This is a genomic window from Pseudomonas retamae (assembly GCF_043496865.1).
In the GTDB taxonomy this organism is placed as follows: Bacteria; Pseudomonadota; Gammaproteobacteria; order Pseudomonadales; family Pseudomonadaceae; genus Aquipseudomonas; species Aquipseudomonas retamae.
Genome location: NZ_JBIEIL010000002.1, coordinates 323,521 through 344,911 on the forward strand (window position 1 = coordinate 323,521; position 21,391 = coordinate 344,911).

General features: G+C 61.2%; 24 protein-coding genes. 15 read left to right on the top strand and 9 right to left on the bottom strand.

From position 1 onward, the window contains the following. Positions 1-33: 33 nt before the first annotated feature. On the bottom strand, positions 34-306 hold the full coding sequence (locus ACGSLL_RS04605) for a DUF4242 domain-containing protein (RefSeq protein ID WP_394503606.1): 273 nt from the start codon (positions 304-306) through the stop codon (positions 34-36). Between ACGSLL_RS04605 and ACGSLL_RS04610 the strand changes: the two genes are divergently transcribed. Together ACGSLL_RS04610 and ACGSLL_RS04615 are read left to right on the top strand one after the other, a co-directional pair. Continuing rightward, positions 305-511 carry a hypothetical protein gene (locus tag ACGSLL_RS04610; protein WP_394503608.1) on the top strand — a complete coding sequence of 69 codons (207 nt, stop codon included), beginning with the start codon at positions 305-307 and terminating at the stop codon, positions 509-511. The genes ACGSLL_RS04605 and ACGSLL_RS04610 overlap by 2 nt on opposite strands. 31 nt (positions 512-542) lie before the next feature. Further along, the gene (locus tag ACGSLL_RS04615) at positions 543-1,004 is read left to right on the top strand and encodes a GNAT family N-acetyltransferase (RefSeq protein WP_394503610.1); all 462 of its coding nucleotides are present in this window, start codon (positions 543-545) and stop codon (positions 1,002-1,004) included. 17 nt (positions 1,005-1,021) lie between these two features. On the opposite strand, the gene ACGSLL_RS04620 is transcribed toward ACGSLL_RS04615, so the two are convergent. The 3 genes from ACGSLL_RS04620 to ACGSLL_RS04630 are packed head-to-tail and all read right to left on the bottom strand — an operon-like array spanning position 1,022 to position 2,986. Then, the gene (locus ACGSLL_RS04620; protein ID WP_394503612.1) at positions 1,022-2,233 is read right to left on the bottom strand and encodes a cytochrome c biogenesis protein DipZ; all 1,212 of its coding nucleotides are present in this window, start codon (positions 2,231-2,233) and stop codon (positions 1,022-1,024) included. Positions 2,234-2,269: 36 nt separating this feature from the next. Beyond that, complete coding sequence (locus ACGSLL_RS04625; protein WP_394503614.1) at positions 2,270-2,692, bottom strand: hypothetical protein; 423 nt, start codon at positions 2,690-2,692, stop codon at positions 2,270-2,272. Positions 2,693-2,722: 30 nt separating this feature from the next. Further along, positions 2,723-2,986 carry a DUF2790 domain-containing protein gene (locus tag ACGSLL_RS04630; protein ID WP_394503616.1) on the bottom strand — a complete coding sequence of 88 codons (264 nt, stop codon included), beginning with the start codon at positions 2,984-2,986 and terminating at the stop codon, positions 2,723-2,725. A 298-nt stretch (positions 2,987-3,284) separates the two neighbouring features. Between ACGSLL_RS04630 and ACGSLL_RS04635 the strand changes: the two genes are divergently transcribed. Beyond that, positions 3,285-4,025 carry a response regulator gene (locus ACGSLL_RS04635; RefSeq protein ID WP_090282763.1) on the top strand — a complete coding sequence of 247 codons (741 nt, stop codon included), beginning with the start codon at positions 3,285-3,287 and terminating at the stop codon, positions 4,023-4,025. Continuing rightward, positions 4,022-5,329, top strand: a complete 1,308-nt coding sequence (locus ACGSLL_RS04640) for an ATP-binding protein (protein WP_394503619.1) — start codon at positions 4,022-4,024, stop codon at positions 5,327-5,329. Before ACGSLL_RS04635 ends, ACGSLL_RS04640 begins: the two co-directional genes overlap by 4 nt. Positions 5,330-5,454: 125 nt before the next feature. Here the strand turns inward: ACGSLL_RS04640 and ACGSLL_RS04645 are convergent, their stop codons facing one another. Both ACGSLL_RS04645 and ACGSLL_RS04650 read right to left on the bottom strand, forming a co-directional pair. Beyond that, the gene (locus tag ACGSLL_RS04645; RefSeq protein ID WP_394503621.1) at positions 5,455-6,207 is read right to left on the bottom strand and encodes an HvfC family RiPP maturation protein; all 753 of its coding nucleotides are present in this window, start codon (positions 6,205-6,207) and stop codon (positions 5,455-5,457) included. After that, on the bottom strand, positions 6,200-7,039 hold the full coding sequence (locus tag ACGSLL_RS04650; protein WP_394503623.1) for an HvfB family MNIO-type RiPP peptide maturase: 840 nt from the start codon (positions 7,037-7,039) through the stop codon (positions 6,200-6,202). Before ACGSLL_RS04650 ends, ACGSLL_RS04645 begins: the two co-directional genes overlap by 8 nt. A gap of 414 nt (positions 7,040-7,453) precedes the next feature. On the opposite strand from ACGSLL_RS04650, the gene ACGSLL_RS04655 reads away from it, so the two are divergent. Both ACGSLL_RS04655 and ACGSLL_RS04660 read left to right on the top strand, forming a co-directional pair. Further along, positions 7,454-8,500: a class I SAM-dependent methyltransferase gene (locus ACGSLL_RS04655; protein WP_394503625.1), complete on the top strand. Its 1,047-nt coding sequence runs from the start codon at positions 7,454-7,456 to the stop codon at positions 8,498-8,500. A 52-nt stretch (positions 8,501-8,552) separates the two neighbouring features. After that, on the top strand, positions 8,553-9,395 hold the full coding sequence (locus tag ACGSLL_RS04660) for an NAD-dependent protein deacetylase (protein WP_394503627.1): 843 nt from the start codon (positions 8,553-8,555) through the stop codon (positions 9,393-9,395). Positions 9,396-9,616: 221 nt separating this feature from the next. Here ACGSLL_RS04660 and ACGSLL_RS04665 read toward each other — a convergent pair whose 3' ends face one another. After that, positions 9,617-10,498 carry a LysR family transcriptional regulator gene (locus ACGSLL_RS04665; protein ID WP_394503629.1) on the bottom strand — a complete coding sequence of 294 codons (882 nt, stop codon included), beginning with the start codon at positions 10,496-10,498 and terminating at the stop codon, positions 9,617-9,619. Positions 10,499-10,780: 282 nt separating this feature from the next. On the opposite strand from ACGSLL_RS04665, the gene ACGSLL_RS04670 reads away from it, so the two are divergent. Genes ACGSLL_RS04670 through ACGSLL_RS04680 form a run of 3 tightly spaced genes read left to right on the top strand, consistent with a single transcriptional unit; the run spans position 10,781 to position 13,362 of the window. After that, positions 10,781-11,479: a CoA transferase subunit A gene (locus tag ACGSLL_RS04670; protein ID WP_394503631.1), complete on the top strand. Its 699-nt coding sequence runs from the start codon at positions 10,781-10,783 to the stop codon at positions 11,477-11,479. Between the two features lie 24 nt (positions 11,480-11,503). Continuing rightward, entirely contained in the window at positions 11,504-12,169 is a 666-nt protein-coding gene (locus tag ACGSLL_RS04675) for a CoA transferase subunit B (RefSeq protein ID WP_208937895.1), read from the top strand. An 11-nt stretch (positions 12,170-12,180) separates the two neighbouring features. Next, positions 12,181-13,362 carry an acetyl-CoA C-acetyltransferase gene (locus ACGSLL_RS04680; RefSeq protein WP_394503634.1) on the top strand — a complete coding sequence of 394 codons (1,182 nt, stop codon included), beginning with the start codon at positions 12,181-12,183 and terminating at the stop codon, positions 13,360-13,362. Between the two features lie 217 nt (positions 13,363-13,579). Here ACGSLL_RS04680 and cobF read toward each other — a convergent pair whose 3' ends face one another. Beyond that, complete coding sequence (gene cobF / locus ACGSLL_RS04685; RefSeq protein WP_394503636.1) at positions 13,580-14,335, bottom strand: precorrin-6A synthase (deacetylating); 756 nt, start codon at positions 14,333-14,335, stop codon at positions 13,580-13,582. Next, a complete protein-coding gene (locus ACGSLL_RS04690; protein ID WP_394503816.1) occupies positions 14,335-14,904 on the bottom strand; it encodes a histidine phosphatase family protein in 570 nt (189 codons plus the stop codon). Before ACGSLL_RS04690 ends, cobF begins: the two co-directional genes overlap by 1 nt. 332 nt (positions 14,905-15,236) lie before the next feature. Between ACGSLL_RS04690 and ACGSLL_RS04695 the strand changes: the two genes are divergently transcribed. From ACGSLL_RS04695 to ACGSLL_RS04720, 6 genes are all read left to right on the top strand, one after another. Then, on the top strand, positions 15,237-16,091 hold the full coding sequence (locus ACGSLL_RS04695; protein ID WP_394503638.1) for a MurR/RpiR family transcriptional regulator: 855 nt from the start codon (positions 15,237-15,239) through the stop codon (positions 16,089-16,091). A gap of 2 nt (positions 16,092-16,093) precedes the next feature. After that, entirely contained in the window at positions 16,094-16,738 is a 645-nt protein-coding gene (locus tag ACGSLL_RS04700) for a cysteine hydrolase family protein (RefSeq protein WP_394503640.1), read from the top strand. Beyond that, positions 16,735-18,066 (top strand): type I glutamate--ammonia ligase, encoded by a 1,332-nt coding sequence (locus ACGSLL_RS04705; RefSeq protein ID WP_394503643.1) that lies wholly within the window; start codon positions 16,735-16,737, stop codon positions 18,064-18,066. Before ACGSLL_RS04700 ends, ACGSLL_RS04705 begins: the two co-directional genes overlap by 4 nt. Continuing rightward, a complete protein-coding gene (locus ACGSLL_RS04710) occupies positions 18,050-18,802 on the top strand; it encodes an N-formylglutamate amidohydrolase (RefSeq protein WP_394503645.1) in 753 nt (250 codons plus the stop codon). The genes ACGSLL_RS04705 and ACGSLL_RS04710 overlap by 17 nt, the downstream gene beginning before the upstream one ends. A gap of 92 nt (positions 18,803-18,894) precedes the next feature. Beyond that, positions 18,895-20,244, top strand: coding sequence for an APC family permease (locus ACGSLL_RS04715; protein ID WP_394503648.1), 1,350 nt, complete (start codon positions 18,895-18,897; stop codon positions 20,242-20,244). Between the two features lie 118 nt (positions 20,245-20,362). After that, a complete protein-coding gene (locus ACGSLL_RS04720) occupies positions 20,363-21,379 on the top strand; it encodes an arginine N-succinyltransferase (protein WP_394503650.1) in 1,017 nt (338 codons plus the stop codon). Positions 21,380-21,391: the final 12 nt, after the last annotated feature.

The following is a 21,391-nucleotide window of genomic DNA, read 5'->3' on the forward strand; positions in this document are numbered from 1 at the left end:
GACGTCGAACTCCGCTGAACGGTAAAAACGTGATCATTCTGCGGTGGTCGGATCGATGATCCGCTCCACGCGCGCGACACTGTTGGCCGGAAAACCACCCAGCCGGGCATGTTCACGCACCTGTTCCTCGTCAGGCGCGATGTACACGCAGTAGATTTTGTCGGCAGTCACGTAGCTGTGCAGCCACTGGACTTGCGGACCGAGGTCGCGCAACGCCTGACACGACGTTTGCGACACGGCTTTGAGTTCGGCTGGCGACAGTTCACCGGCACCGGGTATCTCGCGTTCAATCACGAATTTGGGCATGACAACCTCGCATTCTTGTTATGTGGCCAAGGAAGCAGGTCGCCGGGTCTCGCCCTGCATTGCCACTATCGCGCTACTGCTCAACGGCGTCCCTGCCGATCGTCTGCCGAGCCCCGAAAAACGGGGCTTTGCCGATGAATGGTGGCAATCTGTCAAGCGTCTGAAACACCTCGATGATTGCCTGCGAGGCAAGATTGGTTTTTGATGCACGTCCAATTCAGGAAAGGACTCGACCGATGTCACCGCAGCTCGCCTGGCTAGCCGATCATCTGCACCACAGCGACCGCTATGCCGAATGGATTCACAGCCAGTTCTCCTACGAATACGCTCAGCAGCCACTCGCCGATTGGCAACGCGAATTCGCTGCAGGGCAAAGCAATGGTGACTGGCCTTGCCTCGTGGCTCTAGACGATGAGCAGTTGATCGGCGGCGCTGCCCTGGCTCGTGCCGACCTTGCCCTGCGGCCCGAACTCGGACCTTGGCTGGCCTGTGTTTTTGTCAGCCCCGACGCTCGCGGGCAGGGGTTGGCGGAACGCTTGATTGAAGGGGTTTGTCAGGAGGCGAAAGATCGCGGTTGGCCACGTCTGTACCTGCATACGCAAACCCAGCGGGACTACTACGCCAAACGCGGCTGGCAAGTTCTGGAAAACTTTCAAGCCTGGGGAAACGAGCAATGGCTCATGGTCCGCGACCTATGAGCCATTGGTTTCGCTGATCAGGCTGCCGGGGCTTTGGCCTCCTCCAGCAATTGCCTGATCATCTGCTCCTGCGCCTCATAGCGACCTTCACCGAAGTGGCTGTAACGCACCTGCCCCTTGGCGTCGATCAGGTAATGCGCCGGCCAGTACTGGTTATCGAAGTTGCGCCAGATCGCATAGTTGTTATCGATCGCTACCGGGTAGGTGATGCCGAGCTTTTTCACCTGATCCTTGACGTTGTCGATGATCCGCTCGTAGCCGTACTCCGGGGTGTGTACGCCGATCACCACGAGGCCGTCCTTTTCATACTTTTTCGCCCAGTCCTTCACGTATGGCAGGGTGTGCTGACAGTTGATGCAGTCGTAGGTCCAGAAGTCCACCAGCACCACCTTGCCACGCAGGGATTCGCTGCTCAGCTCCGGCGAATTGAGCCATTGCACCGCGCCCGTCAGCGGCGGCATCGAGCCTTTGCCCTCTTCCATCGGCGAATCCGCACGGACCTTGGTGACGAGGTAGTCGACGACTTTCGGCACGTTCTCCAGCACGCTTTTCTCGACGCTGGCCACGCCCTGGGAGGATGTGTTCGCCAGCAAGGTTTTATCAAAACCGGTGGCTATCACCGCAGCCGCCCCCAACACAGCGACACCGGCACCGCGACGCAACCAGCCGGTGAACGGAATCGACGGTTTCAAGCGGTTGACCAGGCCACGTCCGGCGAAGATCAGCACGCCCAGCGACAAGGCACTGCCGGCGCCATAAGCGAGCAACAGCAGGCTGGTCTGCGCATTCGCCCCCTGCAACATGGCGCCAGTCAGAATTACGCCGAGGATCGGCCCGGCGCACGGCGCCCACAGCAGCCCGGTGGCGACCCCGAGCATGATTGAGCCCAGCGGCCCGGCCTTGTTTTGTGCATTCGGGTCGAGACGGTTGCCAAGCATCACGAAGGGACGCGTCAGCCAGTCGCCGATGCGCGCCGAGATCAGCGACAAGGCGAACACGCTCATCACGATCAGCGCGACGTGGCGTCCGGTGTTGCTGGCCTGAATCACCCATTCGCTGCTGACGACCGCCAGGCTGGAGATCAGCGCAAACGTCAGGGCCATGCCGCCGAGGGTGAGCAGGATCGAAGTGCGGCTACGCTGGGCACCGGCAAACAGAAACGGCACCACCGGCAGGATGCAGGGGCTGAGCACGGTCAGCAGACCGCCGAGAAACGCGATGAGGTACATGGTGAGTCACCTTTTCTTAATGACGGTGGCGAGCAATCAGGCGCTCTGGCTTTGCAGCCATTGGCCCTGTGGTGTACGGCTGGAACCGTTCTCGGCAAACATCTGGCCTTGCGGCGTACGGCTTGAGCCGTCCGCGGCAACCATCTGCCCCTGCGGTGTGCGACTCGAACCGTCCGCAGCAACCATCTGCCCCTGCGGTGTGCGACTGGCGCCGTCCGCGGCAACCATCTGCCCTTGCGGTGTGCGACTGGCGCCGTCCGCAGCAACCATTTGCCCCTGCGGTGTCCGACTGGCGCCGTCCGCCGCGAGCAAGCCTTCGGTGCCCTGTTTTGCCACTGGGGTCAGCTGGAAACAGGTGCTGGTGTGGCAGCCAGGTTGTTCAACCGCCGCATTGGCATGAGCGGCTGCGCCGGCCAGAGAGAAAGCGATGGCCGTCAGAATGCGCGATACGTTGTTCATGATGTTTACCCTTCGAAATGAGTGGATTGATCAGTTGTCGTTGTTGCAGCTGTCAGCGAATTTGCTGTAATCGAGCACGCGGGTGGTGCCGGCCGAATCGAGGTAAGTCATACGCGCTTCGACGATGCCGCAGGCCACCGAGTTGTCCTGCTCCAGCGAGATCACTTTCTGAATATCCAGGTGGGTGCCGTAGGTGTAGGTTTGCGGGGCGGGAGCTGCTTCGGCACGGGCCGACAGCGTGCAGATGTTCAAAGCGGCAAACAGGCAGGCGGCGATTACGGACTTGTTGTTCATGGCGATATTCCTCAAGGCTTGATCGGGTTTGGGCCGAGGCGTTGTGTGTTTGCCTCGATGGAACCCATTTAAAGCCTGTGAGGTATCGCGTCTGTGTCAGGAACAGGCGCGTTTCATTCGCTGTGTATCCCTGCCACCGCGCGATACAGAGCGATACAAAACCGAGGAAAAAACCTGTTTTTGCGTATCCGTGTATCTGTCGACACGGCAGATACACTGCAATACAAAGGCCGGCAGGCGCGCCGATGCAGGCGCTATAGACTGCAGTCCATTCCCCTTCTGACAGAGGCTTGAACCGATGGAACATGTCGATCACATTCTCATCGTCGACGACGACCGCGAGATCCGTGAACTGGTGGGCAACTACCTGAAGAAAAACGGTCTGCGCACGACAGTCGTCGCCGATGGCCGGCAGATGCGTAGCTTCCTCGAAGCCAACACTGTCGACCTGATCGTGCTCGACATCATGATGCCCGGCGACGATGGCCTGCAGTTGTGCCGCGAACTGCGCGTGGGCAAACACAAGGCCACGCCGGTGTTGATGCTGACCGCGCGCAACGATGAAACCGACCGCATCATCGGCCTGGAAATGGGCGCCGACGACTACCTGACCAAACCGTTCGCCGCGCGGGAACTGCTGGCGCGAATCAACGCCGTACTGCGCCGCACGCGCATGTTGCCGCCGAATCTGGTGGTCACCGAAGCTGGCCGCCTGCTCGCCTTTGGCCGTTGGCAACTGGACACCTCGGCCCGGCACCTGCTGGACACCGACGGCACCATGGTCGCCCTCAGCGGCGCCGAGTATCGCTTGTTGCGGGTGTTCCTCGATCATCCGCAACGAGTGCTCAGCCGCGATCAGTTACTCAACCTGACCCAGGGCCGCGATGCCGACCTGTTCGACCGCTCGATCGATTTGCTGGTCAGCCGCCTGCGCCAGCGCCTGCTCGATGACGCGCGCGAACCGGCGTACATCAAGACCGTGCGCAGCGAGGGCTATGTGTTTTCGTTGCCGGTGGAGATTCTCGGGGCACCGGCATGACCCTCAACCTGCACTGGCCACGCACCCTCGCGTCGCGCCTGTCGCTGATTTTCCTGATCGGGCTGATCCTCGCCCAGGCGCTGTCGTTTGGCGCGCAGTACTACGAGCGCTACGAAAGCGCTAAGAACACCATGCTGGGCAACCTGGAAACCGACGTTTCCACCTCGGTTGCAATCCTTGATCGCCTGCCTGTCGAAGAACGTCCGGCGTGGCTCACCCGTCTGGCGCGCCAGAATTACGGTTACCTGCTGAGCGAGGGCGATCCGGGCACGCCGATCGATGCCCGTGATGTGCCCGTGGCGGTGACTTCGATCACCGAAGCCATCGGTGAGCGCTATCCGCTGACTTTCACCGACATACCCGGGCCACGCAAACACTTTCAGGGCCACCTGCGCCTGAGCGACGGCAGCCCGCTGACCATCGACGTGCGCCCGGCCATGGCCCCGCTGTCACCGTGGTTGCCGGTGGTACTGCTCGGCCAGTTGGCCTTGATGATCGCCTGCACCTGGCTGGCCGTACGCATTGCCATCCGGCCACTGACCCGCCTGGCCAACGCCGTGGAAACCCTCGATCCCAACGCCCAGCCGATCAAACTCGACGAATCAGGTCCGAACGAAGTGGTTTACGCGGCGCGTGCCTTCAACAGCATGCAGGCGCGCATCGCCGCCTACCTGAAAGAGCGCATGCAACTGCTGGCGGCGATTTCCCACGACCTGCAAACACCCATCACCCGGATGAAACTGCGCGCCGAGTTCATGGACGACTGCGCCGAGAAAGACAAACTGTGGAACGACCTCAGCGAGATGGAACATCTGGTACGCGAAGGCGTGGCCTATGCGCGCAGCGTCCACGGTTCGACCGAACAGAGCCGGCGCACCAACATGGATTCCTTCCTCGAAAGCCTGGTGTTCGACTATCAGGACATGGGCAAGCAGGTGCAACTGGTCGGCCACAGCGCAGCGGTCATCGACACCCGCCCGCATGCCTTGCGCCGGGTGCTGGTGAACCTCACCGACAATGCCCTGAAGTTCGCCGGCGCTGCTGAAGTCCACGTCGCGGCGGACGGCGCCAGTCTGTCGATCAGCGTACTCGACCGCGGCCCGGGCATCGCCGAAGCCGAACTGGCGCAGGTGCTGCAGCCGTTCTACCGGGTGGAGAACTCGCGTAATCGCGAGACTGGCGGCACGGGTCTGGGTCTGGCCATTGCTCAGCAACTGGCGATGGCGCTAGGAGGAACACTGACCTTGAGTAACCGTGAGGGCGGCGGGCTGTGTGCTGAACTAAGATTGCCGCTGACTTCCTGAAATAAACAGAATCCCTGTGGGAGCGAGCCTGCTCGCGAAGGCGTCCTGTCAGTCATCGAGTCGGTAACTGAGAGATCGCTCTCGTGAACAAGCTCGCTCCCACAATGTCCGCGGATGGTTGTCGCCTACGGCGTGATGCCAACCACCCGATCCGCATGCAGCTGTCGCAGCAACGTCAGGCCGTCGTCGATGAACGCGTCACTGGCCGATTGCCCGGCCTCTTCTGCCAGACCCTGCAAATGCTCAAGGCCCGTCAGCGCCGCAAACTCGCCAATGCGCTGCAGCAAGCGCAAGGCCAACGGGCTCAGCAGGGAAAATTTCACGCTGAAATCCTCAGTGCGCCGAACCAGTAGCAGGGTCGGTTGCGCCGGTGGCGAATCGGGCTGGTTGTTCGGGTCGATTTCATGCACCGGCCAGACGTAGGCCAGCGGCCAGGCCAATGCCGAAACCTGCAACGGGTGGTGCAGCAACAGCGCCGTATCCGTCAGCGGCAACGCGGGGGCGTCTGATTGCTGCAGAACCATCTCCACCCACTCGTAATGCGCCAGCTCCAGCAGAAACGCCGGCCACTGCCCTTGCTGCAACACTGACGGCTGCGCCGCCAGATAGTCGATAAATTCTGCGGCGATCTCGCCAAATTTCGGTGTCTGCGCCCGCCAGTCACGCAAAAAGCCACGCACCAGCAAGCGCCAGCGCGGCTCACCAATGATCCGGACCAGCACCGGAAAGGTTCCGCTCAACAGCTGCGAAACATTATTGAATACCAGCTCACGATAAACCTCGACCCGCGCTACGTTCATATCGGTGGGCGGCATCTGCTGCTCGGGATCCCGCAGGTAGCGGGTCAACGCCTGTTGTTGCTGTTGCAGGTTATCCACGAGGGCGCCCTCCTGCTTGCAAGTGGCGGACGGCCTGCAACTCGGCCACCAGTTCGGCAAAGGCCGGAAAGTTGAAATCCCGCTCCAGCAAGGTCGGCTGCGCACCGAACCGCGCATAGGCCTGCGCCAGCAAGTCCCACACCACGGGTTTTACCGAGGCGCCGTGGGTATCGATCTTCAGGGTGTCGGACTCATCAAAATGCCCGGCGACATGCATGCCCACCACCCTCCCCGGTTCGATACCCGCAAGAAACATCTGCGGATCAAAACCATGATTGACCGAATTGACGTAGACGTTATTCACGTCCAGCAGCAGATCGCAATCGGCCTCGCGCAGCACGGCGTTGGTGAATGTCACTTCGTCCATGTCCTGGCGCGCGGCGGCGTAATAGGAGACGTTTTCTACCGCCAGACGCCGGCCGAGGATGTCTTGAGCCTGACGAATACGCGCAGCGACGTGGTACACCGCTTCTTCGGTGAACGGCAGCGGCAGCAGGTCGTAGAGATGCCCGTCATCGCTGCAGTAGCTCAAATGTTCGCTGTACAGCGGCACGTTGTAGTGGTCGAGAAACACCCGAACCTCTCGCAAGAAACCGACATCCAGCGGCGCCGGGCCACCGAGCGACAGCGACAAGCCGTGGCAGGACAACGGATAACGCTCGGCCAGTTCACCCAGCGCCGCGCCATGCGCCCCGCCAATGCCGATCCAGTTTTCCGGCGCGACCTCGAGAAAGTCGAAATCGCCGGGGCGGGCGTTTCGCAGATCATTGAGCAGGCCACGGCGCAGGCCGAGGCCGACGCTGGGCGGCAGGGATGAAAGTGGCGTTTGCACGGGGAATACCTCTGTGGTGGGTTTTGCCTCCAGTTGACGCGCTGGCTGTATCGCGGCTGTGTGCAACCGAGCACAGGTTTGCAACCCTGTGTATCCCTCGGTGAGCGGGATACACGAAGATACAGCTCGATTGCGAATCCATTGTGGGAGCGAGACTGCTCGCGAATGCGGTTTATCATTCAACACCTTCATTGTCTGATTCACCGCTTTCGCGAGCAGGCTCGCTCCCACAGGTTTTTCAGTGTTCACAAAGTCGGCGCCACTCTCAGGGCGCAGCTAGACTGATTCATTACCCAGTCGAGGGGGACGCAGGACTTCAGTCGTGCCCTGCCCGTTTCCGCGACCACCGCCCGGTGGCGCACGCCTCGACCTTCGACGCCGCCGGACTGTGATCCTGTTTCAGGAGCACACGTGATGGACGAGGCGAAGCTCAACCAATTCATGGGCAAACTGGTCAACGACATGGGCGGCGCGGCGATGCTGGCCAATGTCATCGTCGGCGAAGAACTTGGGCTTTACCGGGCGATGGCCGACAGTCAACCGATCAGCGCCGATGCCCTTGCTGCAAAAACCACCTGCAACCCACGGCTGGTCCGCGAATGGCTCAGCGCCCATGCGGCGTCCGGTTACATGGAGCATGAGGACGGGCAGTTCCGTCTGCCGGAAGAACAGGCGCTGGCCCTGGCCGTCGAGGACTCGCCGGTCTACGTGGCTGGCGGGCTTGGCGTGGTGGCGTCGTTTTTCCACGACAAGGACAAACTGGTCAAAGCCATGCGCGGCAATGGCGCCCTGCCGTGGGGCGATCATCATCCGTGCATGTTCAGCGGCACCGAACGCTTCTTTCGACCGGGTTACAAAGGTCACTTGATCGCCGAATGGTTGCCGGCACTGGATGGCGTAGTGGCCAAGCTGGAAGAAGGTGCGAAAGTCGCCGACATCGGCTGCGGCCATGGCGCCTCGACGGTGATCATGGCGCAGGCGTTTCCCAACTCGCGTTTCGTCGGCTACGACTACCACGCACCGTCGATCACGGTCGCCACCCAGCGTGCCGAGGAGGGTGGCGTCAGCAGCCGGGCGAAGTTCTTTCAGGGTTCGGCCAAGGGCTACCCCGGTGATGACTACGACCTGATCTGCTATTTCGACTGCCTGCACGACATGGGCGACCCAGTCGGCGCCGCGCGTCACGCCTATGCAGCGCTCAAGGATGACGGCACGGTGCTACTCGTCGAGCCGTTCGCCAACGACACGCTGGACGACAATATCAATCCGGTCGGGCGGCTGTTTTATGCAGCGTCGACCTTTATCTGCACGCCGAACTCGCTGTCGCAGGAGGTTGGCCTGGGCCTCGGTGCTCAGGCGGGGGAAATGCGCTTGCGCAAGGTCTTCACGGAAGCCGGGTTCAAGCACTTCCGCCGTGCCAGCCAGACACCGTTCAACCTGATTCTGGAGGCGCGCAAGTAACCCGCGCGGGTCGTGCTAACCTGCTGGCATCGTCCTCTCCGGAGCGCTGACCATGCTCGACAGCCCGACCCGCGAACACCTCGACACCCTGCAGCAACTGATGGCCGATGGCGACTTTCTGGTGCTGACCGGCGCCGGCATCAGCACGCCGTCGGGTATTCCCGACTACCGCGACAGCGAAGGAGTACGGCGTGGCCGGCAGCCGATGATGTATCAGGAGTATCTTGCCGCGCCGGAATCACGCCGACGCTATTGGGCGCGGGCGATGCTTGGCTGGCCGAGGGTGCGTCAGGCGCGCCCGAATGCGGCGCACGAGGCCTTGGCCGGTTTGCAGCAGCAAGGGCTGATCAACGACTTGATCACGCAGAATGTCGACACGCTGCACGATCAGGCTGGTAGTCAGGATGTGATCGAACTGCACGGCAGCCTGCATCGGGTGCTGTGCCTGGACTGTGGCCAGCGCAGCGAGCGCGATGCGATCCAGCAGTTGATGGAACAGCAAAATCCTTATCTGGCCGGCGTCGATGCGGTGCAGGCACCCGATGGCGACACCTTGCTCGACCCCGCTTTCGAAGCACGCTTTCAGGTACCACACTGCCCGCATTGTGCGGGTGAACGGATGAAGCCGGACGTGGTGTTTTTCGGCGAAAACGTCGCGCAGCCTACGGCGGCCCGGGCGATGAAAGCCGCGGAAACTGCCGGGGGCATGCTGGTGGTCGGGTCTTCGTTGATGGCTTATTCGGCGTTTCGTTTGTGTCGGGTGATTGCCGATCGCGGTAAGCCGCTGATTGCGATCAACCTGGGCAAGACGCGGGCGGATGATTTGCTGGATGTGAAGATAGAGGCTTCGTGTGAGCGGTTGTTGCCTTTGTTGGCATTGGCGCTGGAACGATGAGCGTTGGGGATTTTCGTTAGGCTTGAAATCGGCCCCTCACCCTAGCCCTCTCCCGAGGGAGAGGGGACCGATTGGGGATGTTCAAGTTCTGTAGCGAGATGAACGTCTTGCTGGGAATCCATAATCGACTCGGTTTTGCAGGTCGATGTATGACGCAATACAACCCGATCGGCCCCCTCTCCCTCCGGGAGAGGGCTGGGGTGAGGGTCAGCATCCGCCCGTTATCGCAAATCTTCAGCCTTGAAAATATCAAACAACGCCTGCGCCGCCGCCGACAGCTCATTGCCCGGTTCAGTCAGCACGCCAATGGCGCGTTCCACCGAGTCAATCAGCGTCAGGCACTGAGCGCCGAGTTCCTGCATCTGTTCGGCGCACAACGCAGGCACTGCGCTGACACCCAGGCCGCTGGCGACCATCCGCCCGACCGTCGCCAATTGATGACTTTCGAATTCCACCGGCAATTTCTTGCCCCGCGCCTGCAAATGTTCCTCCAGCATCACCCGCACCGTCGAGGGCCGCTGCAAGGTGATGAACGGTTCCTGCAACAATGTCTGCCAGTCGATCTCGGTGCGCCGGGCCAAGGGTGAATCCTTGGGTACCACAGCGACGAAGCGATCCATGTACAACGGGGTAAACGTCAGCGACGTGCTCTGCATCGGCTCGAACGCCACGCCCAGTTCAACCTGGCGGTCACGGACCATTTCCAGCACTTGCTCGTTGATCACGTCGTTCACCGTGACGTTGACATTCGGATAACGCGCGCGGAAGGTTTTCAGGATCGGCGGCAACAAGTTGCCGGCAAACGATGGCATCGCCGCCAGCGTCACCCGCCCGCGTTGCAGGCTGAAGCGCTGGCGCATTTCGTCTTCGGCGTTGTCCCAGTCGGCGATCAGGCGCCGGGCCAGTGGCAGCAGCGACTCGCCTTCTGCGGTCAGCGCAACGTTGCGCGTGTTGCGGCTGAACAGGCGTCCGCCCAGGCCCTCCTCCAGCGCCTTGATGGTCAGGCTCAACGCCGATTGCGACAGGTGCAAGCGCTCGCAGGCCACCGCGAAACTCAGGCTCTGGGCCACGGCGAGAAAGGCGCGGATCTGTTTGATGGTCATGGTCGCTACGCTCCAGTCGTAAGCTGCTAGCGTCAAGCTGCAAGCCCGACACGTGATCGTTGCCACGCTCTGCGTGGGAATGCAGCCCGTGACGCTCCGCGTCACTGGACGCAGAGCGTCCCTTGAGGCATTACCACGCGGAGCGTGGGAACGATCTCTTCGGCTATTGTTGAGTTTTATCTATCAATCAACCTTAAAAATCAACTTAACAAATATATCCTGCGGCGCGACACTCCAGTCATTCGGCTAGCCAGCCGCCCGCAAATAATAAAAGAGGTGCATATGGCAGGTTTCGACAAACGCGTGAGTTCTTACGAGGAAGCCCTGGCCGGGCTTGAGAACGGCATGACCGTGATCGCTGGCGGCTTCGGTCTGTGCGGTATCCCGGAAAACCTGATCGCCGAGATCAAGCGCAAAGGCACCCGCGACCTCACCGTGGTCTCCAACAACTGCGGCGTCGACGGCTTTGGCCTCGGCGTGCTGCTGTCCGACCGCCAGATCAGCAAAGTCATCGCCTCCTACGTTGGCGAAAACAAGCTGTTCGAAGAGCAACTGCTCAAAGGCGAAATCGAAGTCATCCTGACCCCGCAAGGCACCCTCGCCGAGAAGATGCGCGCCGGCGGTGCTGGCATTCCTGCGTTCTTTACCGCTACCGGCGTCGGCACCCCGGTCGCCGAAGGCAAGGAAGTGCGCGAGTTCAACGGGCGCAAGTACCTGATGGAAGAATCCATCACCGGCGACTTCGCCATCGTCAAAGGCTGGAAAGCCGACCACTTCGGCAACGTCGTCTACCGTCACACCGCGCAGAACTTCAACCCGCTGGCAGCGACTGCCGGCAAGATCACCGTGGTCGAGGTTGAGGAAATCGTCGAACCCGGCGAACTCGACCCCACGCAGATCCACACCCCGGGCATCTACGTCGATCGGGTCATTTGCGGCACGTTCGAAAAACGCATCGAACAGCGCACCATCCGCAAATAATTCAGGCTGACGGAGAACAAAACCATGGCACTTTCCCGCGAACAAATGGCTCAGCGCGTCGCCCGCGAAATGCAGGACGGCTACTACGTGAACCTCGGCATCGGCATTCCGACCCTGGTCGCCAACTACATTCCTGAAGGCATGGAAGTCATGCTGCAGTCGGAAAACGGCCTGCTGGGTATGGGTCCCTTTCCTACCGAAGAAACCATCGATGCCGACATGATCAACGCCGGTAAACAAACGGTGACTGCACGGATCGGCGCGTCGATCTTCAACTCCGCCGAATCCTTCGCGATGATCCGCGGCGGCCATGTCGACCTGACCGTGCTCGGCGCGTTCGAAGTCGATGTCGAAGGCAACATCGCTTCGTGGATGATCCCCGGCAAACTGGTCAAGGGCATGGGCGGCGCGATGGACCTGGTGGCTGGCGCCGACAACATCATCGTGATCATGACCCATGCGTCGAAGGACGGTGAGTCGAAGCTGCTGGCCAAGTGCAGCCTGCCGCTGACCGGCGCCGGTTGCATCAAGCGCGTGCTGACCGACCTCGCCTACCTGGAAATCGAAAATGGCGCTTTTGTCCTCAAGGAACGCGCACCTGGCGTCAGCGTCGAGGAAATCGTCGCCAAAACCGCTGGTAAACTGATCGTCCCGGATCACGTACCGGAAATGCAGTTCGCTGCCGAGTGAGGAATTCGAAAATGCAAGACGTCGTCATTGTTGCCGCTACGCGTACCGCGATCGGCAGTTTTCAAGGCTCGCTGGCCAGCGTGTCCGCGGTCGATCTGGGCGCTGCGGTGATCCGCCAGTTGCTTGAGCAGACCGGCCTGGACGGTGCCCAGGTCGATGAAGTGATCATGGGCCAGGTGCTCACTGCCGGTGCGGGTCAAAACCCAGCGCGTCAAGCCGCGATCAAGGCCGGCCTGCCCCACGCCGTGCCGGCAATGACCCTGAACAAGGTCTGCGGTTCGGGCCTGAAAGCTCTGCACCTCGGCGCGCAGGCAATCCGTTGCGGCGACGCTGACGTGATCATTGCCGGCGGTCAGGAAAACATGAGCCTGTCCAACTATGTGATGCCGGGCGCGCGCACCGGTCTGCGCATGGGCCACGCGCAAATCGTCGACACCATGATCAGCGACGGCCTGTGGGATGCGTTCAACGACTACCACATGGGCATTACCGCCGAGAACCTGGTCGACAAATACCAGATCACTCGTGAACAACAGGACGCCTTCGCGGCCGCGTCGCAGCAAAAAGCTGCCGCTGCCATCGAGGCGGGTCGTTTTGTTGAGGAAATCACCCCGATCCTGATTCCGCAGCGCAAAGGCGACCCGGTCGCGTTCAACGTCGACGAACAGCCGCGCGGCGATACCAGCGCTGAATCCCTGGCGAAACTGCGCCCGGCGTTCAAGAAGGACGGCAGCGTCACTGCGGGCAACGCTTCGTCGTTGAACGACGGCGCGGCGGCAGTGATTCTGATGAGTGGCGAAAAAGCCAAGGCTCTGGACCTGCCGGTGCTGGCAAAAATCGCCGCTTACGCCAATGCTGGCGTTGACCCGGCGATCATGGGCATCGGCCCGGTGTCGGCGACCCGCCGCTGCCTGGACAAGGCTGGCTGGAGCATCGAGCAACTCGACCTGATCGAGGCCAACGAAGCCTTTGCCGCACAATCGCTGGCGGTGGCCAAGGATCTGCAATGGGATCTGGACAAGGTCAACGTCAACGGCGGCGCCATCGCGCTGGGTCACCCGATCGGTGCGTCGGGTTGCCGGGTGCTGGTGACGCTGCTCCACGAAATGCTCAAGCGCGATGCAAAAAAAGGCCTGGCGACCTTGTGCATCGGCGGCGGCCAAGGCGTGGCGTTGGCGCTGGAACGCGGCTGACAACGAGTTCACGGCAGGCGGCGGATCCACGACATCCGCTGTTTGCCTGCAACAAAAAACCCGGGGCGACTTGCGTTGCACCGGGTATTTTTTGCCTGTCCGAAATCTGCTTTGAATGTCCCGGCCTCTTCGCGAGCAGGCTCGCTCCCACATTTGGAATGCGTTCCCCTGTGGGAGCGAGCCTGCTCGCGAAGGGGCCGGCCCAGCTTGCGAAAATCTAGGGTTTGCGCAACAAATACGTATCCATGATCCACCCATGCTCGGCCCGCGCCGCCTTGCGCACCCGCTCGATTTCATCGGCAACGTCCGCCAACCGGCCGCTGATCAGAATTTCGTCCGGCGTGCCCAGATAGGCGCCCCAGTAGATCTCGGTCTGCGCATTATCCACCCGCTTATAGGCGTCCTCGGCATCGAGCATCACCACCAGACTGTCCGCCTCGCTCACCTGCCCTGCGGCCAGACGCCGGCCGGTGGTGATTTCGATGGAGCGGCCAATCGTGTTCAGCGGTACCTTGTGCTGCGCCGCGAGCGCCTGAACGCTGGTGATGCCGGGGATCACTTGAAACTCAAAGGCGCACACACCCGATGCCAATATCACCTGAAGAATGCGCACCGTGCTGTCATATAACGCCGGGTCGCCCCACACCAGAAAAGCGCCGCACTGGCCGTCGGACAATTCGTGATTGATCAGCCGTTCAAACGTTCGCTGTTTAGCCTTGTTGAGGTCATCGACACTGGCCGTGTAGTCGACAGCACCGCGCTCGCGTTCGGGACTGTGGGCTTCGACGAAGCGATAAGCGTGGTCGCTGATGTATTGCGCGCAGATTTCCCGACGCAAGTCGATCAGCTTGTCCTTGCGTGGACCTTTGTCCAGCAGAAAGAACACGTCCACCCGATTCAGCGCTTTGACCGCCTGCATCGTGATGTAATCGGGATTACCGGCACCGATGCCGATCACCAGAAGCTGTTTCATCAGAGGGTTCCTGTCATATCAAGACCGGGTAGAAGCAGGCGCCATCGGCCGTTGAAGCGCAGTTCCACCGTCGACAGCGGTTCGACATCGATGTCGTGAAACGCTGCCCCGCGCAGTACATGAGTCAGCGCTGCGCGAATGACAAACGGATGAGTCACGGCCAGCATATGACCCGCAGTCGCCTGCACACTGGCCAGCCACCCTGCTACCCGCTCACAGAGTTGTGCTACCGATTCTCCGCCATGCGGCGCCGCATCGGTGTCCTGCAGCCAACTGCTCAGGGCTGCCGCTTCGCTGCGTTGCAGATTCTTGATCGAGAGGCCCTGCCAGCGCCCCCAATCATAGTCGCGCAGCGCCTCGTCGATTTGCGCATCCGCGCCAAACCACGCCGCCGTCTGCCGCGTGCGCAGTTCCGGCGCGCAAAGCAAACGCTGCACAGAGGCGAAATGTTCGACCAAGGCATTTGGCGCCCAACCGGTATTTTCAACAGGCTCGTTCGTAGGAAAACGCGCCAGTTTCTGTGCGACGGTTCGTGCATGGCACATCAAAGTCAAACGCGTGGTCTGCACGGGGAAGCGCTCCGGTCGGTGATTTCTGCTATTGAGAGCATTGTTCTGATTGGGCGGCAATTGTGCCGTAAACCGTGCCCTGCCGGGTGGCGGTCAGATCGTCTGCAGACGCTGGAATGACTACACACACGGCAAGTTCTGACGCCGGTATGGGCAATGGACTACAAAAGCAGTCGACATTCATGAAGCCCTTATTACACGGGCGTCTCGCCCCGTTTTGGTGCCGTTTCAACACGCTGAAGAATTCGCTAGACATGTAGCGTCACTTACATAAATACTGTTTTAACGGATTATGAAGCGAATTCAACACCCCCCATCCAGCAGGAGCCCGGATGCCCCCTCTCAGAGACCTGATCACCGAGCCCGGCCTGGATCTTACGCCGTCGGAGCGTAAAGTCGTTCGCGCCTTGCTTGATCAGTACCCGCGTAATGGCCTGGGGCCAATGGCGCGACTGGCTGAACGCGCGGGTGTCAGCGATCCGACCATCGTGCGTCTGGTGAAAAAACTCGGTTTCGGCGGATATGCCGAATTTCAGGATGCCCTGCTCAGCGACATGGACCATCGCCTGCGCTCGCCGCGCACCCTGTTGCAACCGCGCGCCCAGCAGCACAAGGACGACGCCTGGAGCCACTACCTGGGCGACAGCCATCGCCTGCTGGTGGAAACTCAATCGCTGACGCAACCGGAAGACGTGCGCATCCTTACCGACTGGCTGCTCGATGCGCGTCATCAGGTGTACTGTTTTGGCGGGCGCTTCAGCAGCCTGATGGCCACCTATCTGCTCAATCACTTGCGCCTGTTGCGCCCCGGTTGCTTTGCGCTCGAGGACAACGCGCAACTGCCCGATCGCCTGTTCGAGCTGCAACGCCAGGACGTGGTGTTGCTGTTCGACTATCGCCGCTACCAGACCCAGGCGTTGCGCGTCGCCAGTGCCGCAAAAAACAACAACGCCCGCGTGGTGTTGTTCACCGATATTTATGCCTCGCCACTGCGTGAACTGGCCGACCTGATCATTACCGCCCCGGTTGAATCGGCGTCACCGTTCGACACCATGGTCCCGGCGCTGGCGCAGGTCGAGGCGCTGATTGCCTGCCTGACATTGCGCACCGAGAATCTGGCCGATCGCCTGGAAGGCATCGATGCCCTGCGCAACGACTTCAACACCCATTTGCTGGAGGATAAATAAGGATGTTCAGCCTTCCCCATCGCTCACCGCGGGACTTGCCGTTTGCCAATGACCACACCGCACTGTTGCTGGTGGACATGCAGCGCGCCTGGCTCGAACCGCAGTTCGAAGCACATCTGGCGGAACCTGACGCCGAGTATTTCCTCAGCCGCACGCGCACTCAGGTGGTGCCCAACCAGCAACGCTTGCTCGCAGCCTTTCGTGAAGCGCGGCAGAACGTTGTGCACACGATCATCGAAAGCCTGACCGCGGACGGCCGCGACCGCTCGCTGGATCACAAATTGTCGGATATGCACCTGCCCAAAGGCAGCGCACAGGCGCAGATCATTGCTGAACTGACCCCGGCGGAAAATGAAATCGTTCTGCCGAAAACCTCCTCCGGCGTGTTTAACTCGACCAACATCGACTACCTTCTGCGCAACCTCGAAACCCGCCACTTGATCATTGCCGGCATCGTCACCGACCAATGCGTCGACATGGCTGTGCGCGACGCCGCCGACCGCGGTTATCTGGTCACGCTGGTAGAAGATGCCTGCGCCACCTACAGCGCCGAACGCCATCACGCCTGCCTGAATGCGATCAAGGGTTACTGCTGGATCACCGACACCAATACCGTACTCGGCCGGTTGCAGGAGATGCAGGCATGAGCGCGCGCCTGACGCCGCTGCCGATGACCACAGTGGTCACCACCGATCTTATCGGCATTACCCGCGGCCGCTCGTTTCCTACCGATGAACTGGAGCATTACCTGGCTGCCGGCTGCGGCTGGGTCCCGGCCAACAGTGCGCTGACCCCACAGGACATCATCGCTTCGAGCAATCCGTGGGGCGCCTACGGTGACTTGCGGCTGATTCCTGATCTGAACAGCCGTGTCACCGTCAGCAACGGCCCGGACGCAACTGCCCCGGCGCTGGACTTCATCCACGGCGATATCCGCGAGAGCGACGGCCGCCCGTGGGGCGCCTGCCCGCGCACGTTATTGCGTGACGAAATCGAACGCTATCGCGATGTGTTGGGCCTGCAGGTCAACGCGGCGTTCGAACACGAATTCAACCTGCACGCCGGGTCCGCCGAGCATCTGGCATTCTCGCTCCAGGCCCAGCGTCAGGGCGCCGAGTTCGGCGGCTGGCTGCTCAGTGCCCTGCGCGCCGGCGGGGTCGAGCCGGAGATGTTTCTGCCCGAGTACGGCAAGCACCAGTACGAAGTCACCTGTCGCCCGGCCCTCGGCGTGGCGGCGGCTGATCGCGCGGTAAACGTGCGCGAGATCAGCCGCGAGATCGCCCGGCAACTGGGCCTCGACTTGAGCTTTGCGCCGAAAACCCAGGCCGACGCAGTGTGTAACGGTGTGCATCTGCACGTCAGCCTGCTCGATCTGGACGGCCAGCCAATGCTTTATGACGCCGGCACCAGCAACGGTCTGTCGGGCTTAGGTCAGCACTGGGCGGCGGGGATCCTGCATTATCTGCCGGCGCTGTGTGCGTTCACCGCGCCGACACCGGTGTCCTACGAGCGCCTGCAGCCGCATCACTGGAGCGCGTCCTACGCGTGCCTGGGTCAGCAAAACCGCGAAGCCGCGCTGCGCATCTGCCCGACCGTGGGCGTGGGCGGCAAGTCCGTGGCCCGGCAGTTCAATATTGAATTTCGCGCCATGGACGCCACTGCCTCGCCGCATCTGGCCATGGCCGCACTGCTGGTCGCCGGACGGCTGGGCATCGAACAGCGTCTGGCGCTGAACGCGATTACCGATGAAATTCCCGACTCACTCAACGACGAGCAACGCAAGGCCCGGGGCATCGTCGCCCTGCCCGCCTCGCTGGCCAAGGCGCTGGATTGCCTGCGCAACAGCCCCGCGTTCACCGAATGGCTGCCCAAGCCATTGCTCGATACGTATTACGCCCTGAAAACCGAGGAACTGGCGCTGACGGAACAGCTCTCGCCCGCTGACTTGTGTGAGCACTATGCACGCCTGTACTGAATCCACCGAGCTGGGGTTGTACACCCGACCGGCCTACAACCTGATCCGCGAGCATTCGCCACACCCGTTGATTCTGGTGTGCGAACACGCCAGCCGTTACATCCCTGCCGCCCTGAACAACCTGGGCCTGGACGATGCTGCTGCACAGGAACACATCGCCTGGGACATCGGCGCTCTGCAATTGGCCGAACGGCTCTCCGAGCAACTGGGCGCCACCTTGCTGAGTGCCAATTACTCACGACTGCTGATCGACCTGAACCGGCCGCGGCATGCCGCCGACAGCATTCCGGCGCACAGCGAGATCTATCAGGTGCCAGGCAACCGCGAACTCGACGAAGCCACTCGCGAGTACCGCCGGCAGATGCTGTTCAAACCGTTCCACGCGCGTTTGCAAACGTTGATCGACGAACGCATTGCCCAAGGGCAACCTGTGCGCGTGGTCGGCATTCACAGTTTCACCCCGGTGTATTACGGCCAGCCGCGAACGCTGGAAGTCGGCGTGCTGTTCGGCCAGGCCAGGGCCTATGCGCAGCGCCTGCTCGACGGGCTCCAGGCGCATCCGTTGAAAGTGGCCGGCAATCAGCCGTACCGCATTGACCCGCTGGGCGACATGACCGTGCCAGTGCATGGCGATGCGCGTGGCCTCGACTCGGTGCTGATCGAGGTGCGCAACGACTTGCTGCGCAGCCCTGAAGCCGTGTCGCGCTGGGCCGGTTACCTCGCACCCTTGCTGTAGTCAGAATCGCTGTAACGAAACACCGCTAACGCTGTAAACGACGGACCGAAAACAACTAAAACGACCGATTGGCTGACAAGGAGGTAGGCTTCATGGAAATTGAACAATTCGGCTACAAGCAAGAGTTGAAACGTAGCCTGACGCTGACCGATCTGGTGGTGTACGGGATGATCTTCATGATCCCCATCGCCCCGTTCGGTGTGTATGGCTATGTCAACGCCGAGGCGCCGGGCATGGTGCCGCTGGCCTACATCATCGGCATGGTGGCGATGCTGTTTACCGCGCTGAGCTACGGCAGCATGGCCAAGGCCTTTCCGATCGCCGGCTCGGTGTACTCCTATGCGCAACGCGGGCTGAATCAACACGTCGGGTTCATCGCCGGCTGGCTGATGCTGCTCGATTACCTGCTGATTCCGCCGCTGCTTTACGTTTATGCGGCGATGGCGTTAAACCATTTGTATCCGGACATTCCGAAGGTCGGCTTCATTCTGGCATTTCTGGTCAGTGCGACCTTCGTCAACCTGCGCGGCATCACCTTTACCGCGCGCATGAACATCATCTTTCTGCTGGCGCAACTGGTGGTGCTGGGGGTTTTCCTGTTCTACGCATGGAATGCCCTGCACACCGGCGGCGGCAACGGCGAGCTGACGCTGGCTCCGCTGTACCACCCTGAAACGTTCAATTTCGCCCTGTTGATGCAAGCCGTGTCGATTGCCGTGCTGTCGTTCCTCGGCTTTGACGCCATCTCTACCCTCGCCGAAGAAATCAAGGGTGACCCAGGCAAGAGCGTCGGCAAAGCAGCGCTGATCACGTTGGTGGTGATGGGGGTGATTTTCGTTGCGCAAACCTGGATTGCCACCGATCTGGCGGCGGGCATGGGTTTCAAATCCGCCGACACCGCGTTCTATGAAATTGCCGAACTCGCCGCCGGCAGCTGGCTGGCAACTCTGACTGCGGTGGCTACGGCGCTGGCCTGGGGTGTAGCGGTGGCCATCACCTCGCAAGCCGCGGTGTCGCGCCTGCTGTTCGGCATGGCCCGTGACGGCAAATTGCCGAAAGTGCTGGCCAAGGTGCACCCGAAACACAACACGCCGTACCTGAGCATTTATCTGGTGGCCGTGCTGTCGCTGGTGATCTGCTACCTGTTCATCAATTCGGTCGACACCCTGACCTCGCTGGTCAACTTCGGCGCACTGAGCGGTTTCATGCTGCTGCACCTGACGGTAATCAACTACTACTGGCGTCGGCAGAGGTCGGGGCAGATCGTGCGTCATCTGCTCTGCCCGGTGGTCGGCTTCATCATCGTCGCGGCCATCATGTACAACATGGGCGTCGATGCGCAGAAACTCGGCCTGATCTGGATTGCCCTGGGTCTGGTGTACCTGTTCTTCCTCAACAAACTCGGAGCCAGCACCGCGCTGCCGGATCCAAGCAACGGCTGACAAGAAAAAGAGCAGCGTCTGACAACGAATCAGGCGACTGCCGATTTATTGCGTGGAAACCGACAGTGATAGTCAGGTCCGGCGCCATCGCCGAACCTTTTGATACAGGAGTACATCCATGCTGGTCTTACGCCCGATCGAGCAGACTGACCTACCCCAGCTACAACAATTGGCCCGCGACAGCCTGCTGGGCGTGACCTCGCTGCCAGATGACAGTGAACGTCTGCAGGAAAAAATCGACGCGTCCGTCGCCTCGTTTGCCAGCGCTGCGGCGGCGCATGGCCCGGAGAGCTATTGCTTCGTGCTCGAAGACCTCGACAGCCAGCGCTTGCGCGGCTGCTCGGAAATCCTCGCCACCGCCGGCCACGATGAGCCGTTCTACAGCCTGCGCAACCGCCATTTCACCAGCGCATCGCGGGAGCTGAACATCGAACACGGCGTGCCGGCGCTGTCGCTGTGCCACGACCTCAACGATCACACCCTGCTGCGCGGTTTCCACATCGACGCAGCGCTGGTGCGTACGCCGTTTTCCGAGTTGTTGTCACGGGCGCGGCTGCTGTTCATCGCCGCCCACGCGCCGCGCTTTGCCGAAGCGGTGATCACCGAAATCGTCGGTTACAGCGACGAGTCCGGGCATTCGCCGTTCTGGGATGCGCTGGGCAAGCATTTCTTCGACCTGCCCTACGCTGAAGCCGAACGCCTTTGCGGGCTGCAGAGCCGGCGGTTTCTCGCCGAACTGATGCCGCAATACCCAATCTACGTGCCAATGCTGCCGCCCGCAGCGCAGGAATGTATCGGTCGCGTCCACCCGGATGGTCAGGAGGCGTTCGACATCCTCGAGCGCGAAGGCTTCGAGACCAACAGCTACATCGATCTGTTCGATGCTGGCCCAACCCTTTACGCGCGCACGGCCAACATTCGATCGATCGCCCACAGCCAGATTGCCTGCGTGCAACAACAGACGCACATCGATGCGCGTCGGCGCTTTCTGCTGAGCAACGATGCACTGCAGGGTTTCCGCGCCATCGTCGCCGAGCTTGATTATCAACCCGATCAACCGCTGCCCCTCAGCCCGGCCATGTGCGCAGCGCTGAACGTGGTCAACGGCAGCCCGATCCGGCTGATTGCCCTGTGAACATTGCCCGGT

Excerpts from the sequence above, each read along its gene's own strand:
- ACGSLL_RS04610 (WP_394503608.1), top strand. The coding sequence starts at position 305 with ATGACAACCTCGCATTCTTGTTATGTGGCCAAGGAAGCAGGTCGCCGG.
- ACGSLL_RS04605 (WP_394503606.1), bottom strand. The coding sequence starts at position 306 with ATGCCCAAATTCGTGATTGAACGCGAGATACCCGGTGCCGGTGAACTG.
- ACGSLL_RS04615 (WP_394503610.1), top strand. The coding sequence starts at position 543 with ATGTCACCGCAGCTCGCCTGGCTAGCCGATCATCTGCACCACAGCGAC.
- ACGSLL_RS04620 (WP_394503612.1), bottom strand. The coding sequence starts at position 2,233 with ATGTACCTCATCGCGTTTCTCGGCGGTCTGCTGACCGTGCTCAGCCCC.
- ACGSLL_RS04625 (WP_394503614.1), bottom strand. The coding sequence starts at position 2,692 with ATGAACAACGTATCGCGCATTCTGACGGCCATCGCTTTCTCTCTGGCC.
- ACGSLL_RS04630 (WP_394503616.1), bottom strand. The coding sequence starts at position 2,986 with ATGAACAACAAGTCCGTAATCGCCGCCTGCCTGTTTGCCGCTTTGAAC.
- ACGSLL_RS04635 (WP_090282763.1), top strand. The coding sequence starts at position 3,285 with ATGGAACATGTCGATCACATTCTCATCGTCGACGACGACCGCGAGATC.
- ACGSLL_RS04640 (WP_394503619.1), top strand. The coding sequence starts at position 4,022 with ATGACCCTCAACCTGCACTGGCCACGCACCCTCGCGTCGCGCCTGTCG.
- ACGSLL_RS04655 (WP_394503625.1), top strand. The coding sequence starts at position 7,454 with ATGGACGAGGCGAAGCTCAACCAATTCATGGGCAAACTGGTCAACGAC.
- ACGSLL_RS04660 (WP_394503627.1), top strand. The coding sequence starts at position 8,553 with ATGCTCGACAGCCCGACCCGCGAACACCTCGACACCCTGCAGCAACTG.
- ACGSLL_RS04665 (WP_394503629.1), bottom strand. The coding sequence starts at position 10,498 with ATGACCATCAAACAGATCCGCGCCTTTCTCGCCGTGGCCCAGAGCCTG.
- ACGSLL_RS04670 (WP_394503631.1), top strand. The coding sequence starts at position 10,781 with ATGGCAGGTTTCGACAAACGCGTGAGTTCTTACGAGGAAGCCCTGGCC.
- ACGSLL_RS04675 (WP_208937895.1), top strand. The coding sequence starts at position 11,504 with ATGGCACTTTCCCGCGAACAAATGGCTCAGCGCGTCGCCCGCGAAATG.
- ACGSLL_RS04680 (WP_394503634.1), top strand. The coding sequence starts at position 12,181 with ATGCAAGACGTCGTCATTGTTGCCGCTACGCGTACCGCGATCGGCAGT.
- cobF (WP_394503636.1), bottom strand. The coding sequence starts at position 14,335 with ATGAAACAGCTTCTGGTGATCGGCATCGGTGCCGGTAATCCCGATTAC.
- ACGSLL_RS04695 (WP_394503638.1), top strand. The coding sequence starts at position 15,237 with ATGCCCCCTCTCAGAGACCTGATCACCGAGCCCGGCCTGGATCTTACG.
- ACGSLL_RS04700 (WP_394503640.1), top strand. The coding sequence starts at position 16,094 with ATGTTCAGCCTTCCCCATCGCTCACCGCGGGACTTGCCGTTTGCCAAT.
- ACGSLL_RS04705 (WP_394503643.1), top strand. The coding sequence starts at position 16,735 with ATGAGCGCGCGCCTGACGCCGCTGCCGATGACCACAGTGGTCACCACC.
- ACGSLL_RS04710 (WP_394503645.1), top strand. The coding sequence starts at position 18,050 with ATGCACGCCTGTACTGAATCCACCGAGCTGGGGTTGTACACCCGACCG.
- ACGSLL_RS04715 (WP_394503648.1), top strand. The coding sequence starts at position 18,895 with ATGGAAATTGAACAATTCGGCTACAAGCAAGAGTTGAAACGTAGCCTG.
- ACGSLL_RS04720 (WP_394503650.1), top strand. The coding sequence starts at position 20,363 with ATGCTGGTCTTACGCCCGATCGAGCAGACTGACCTACCCCAGCTACAA.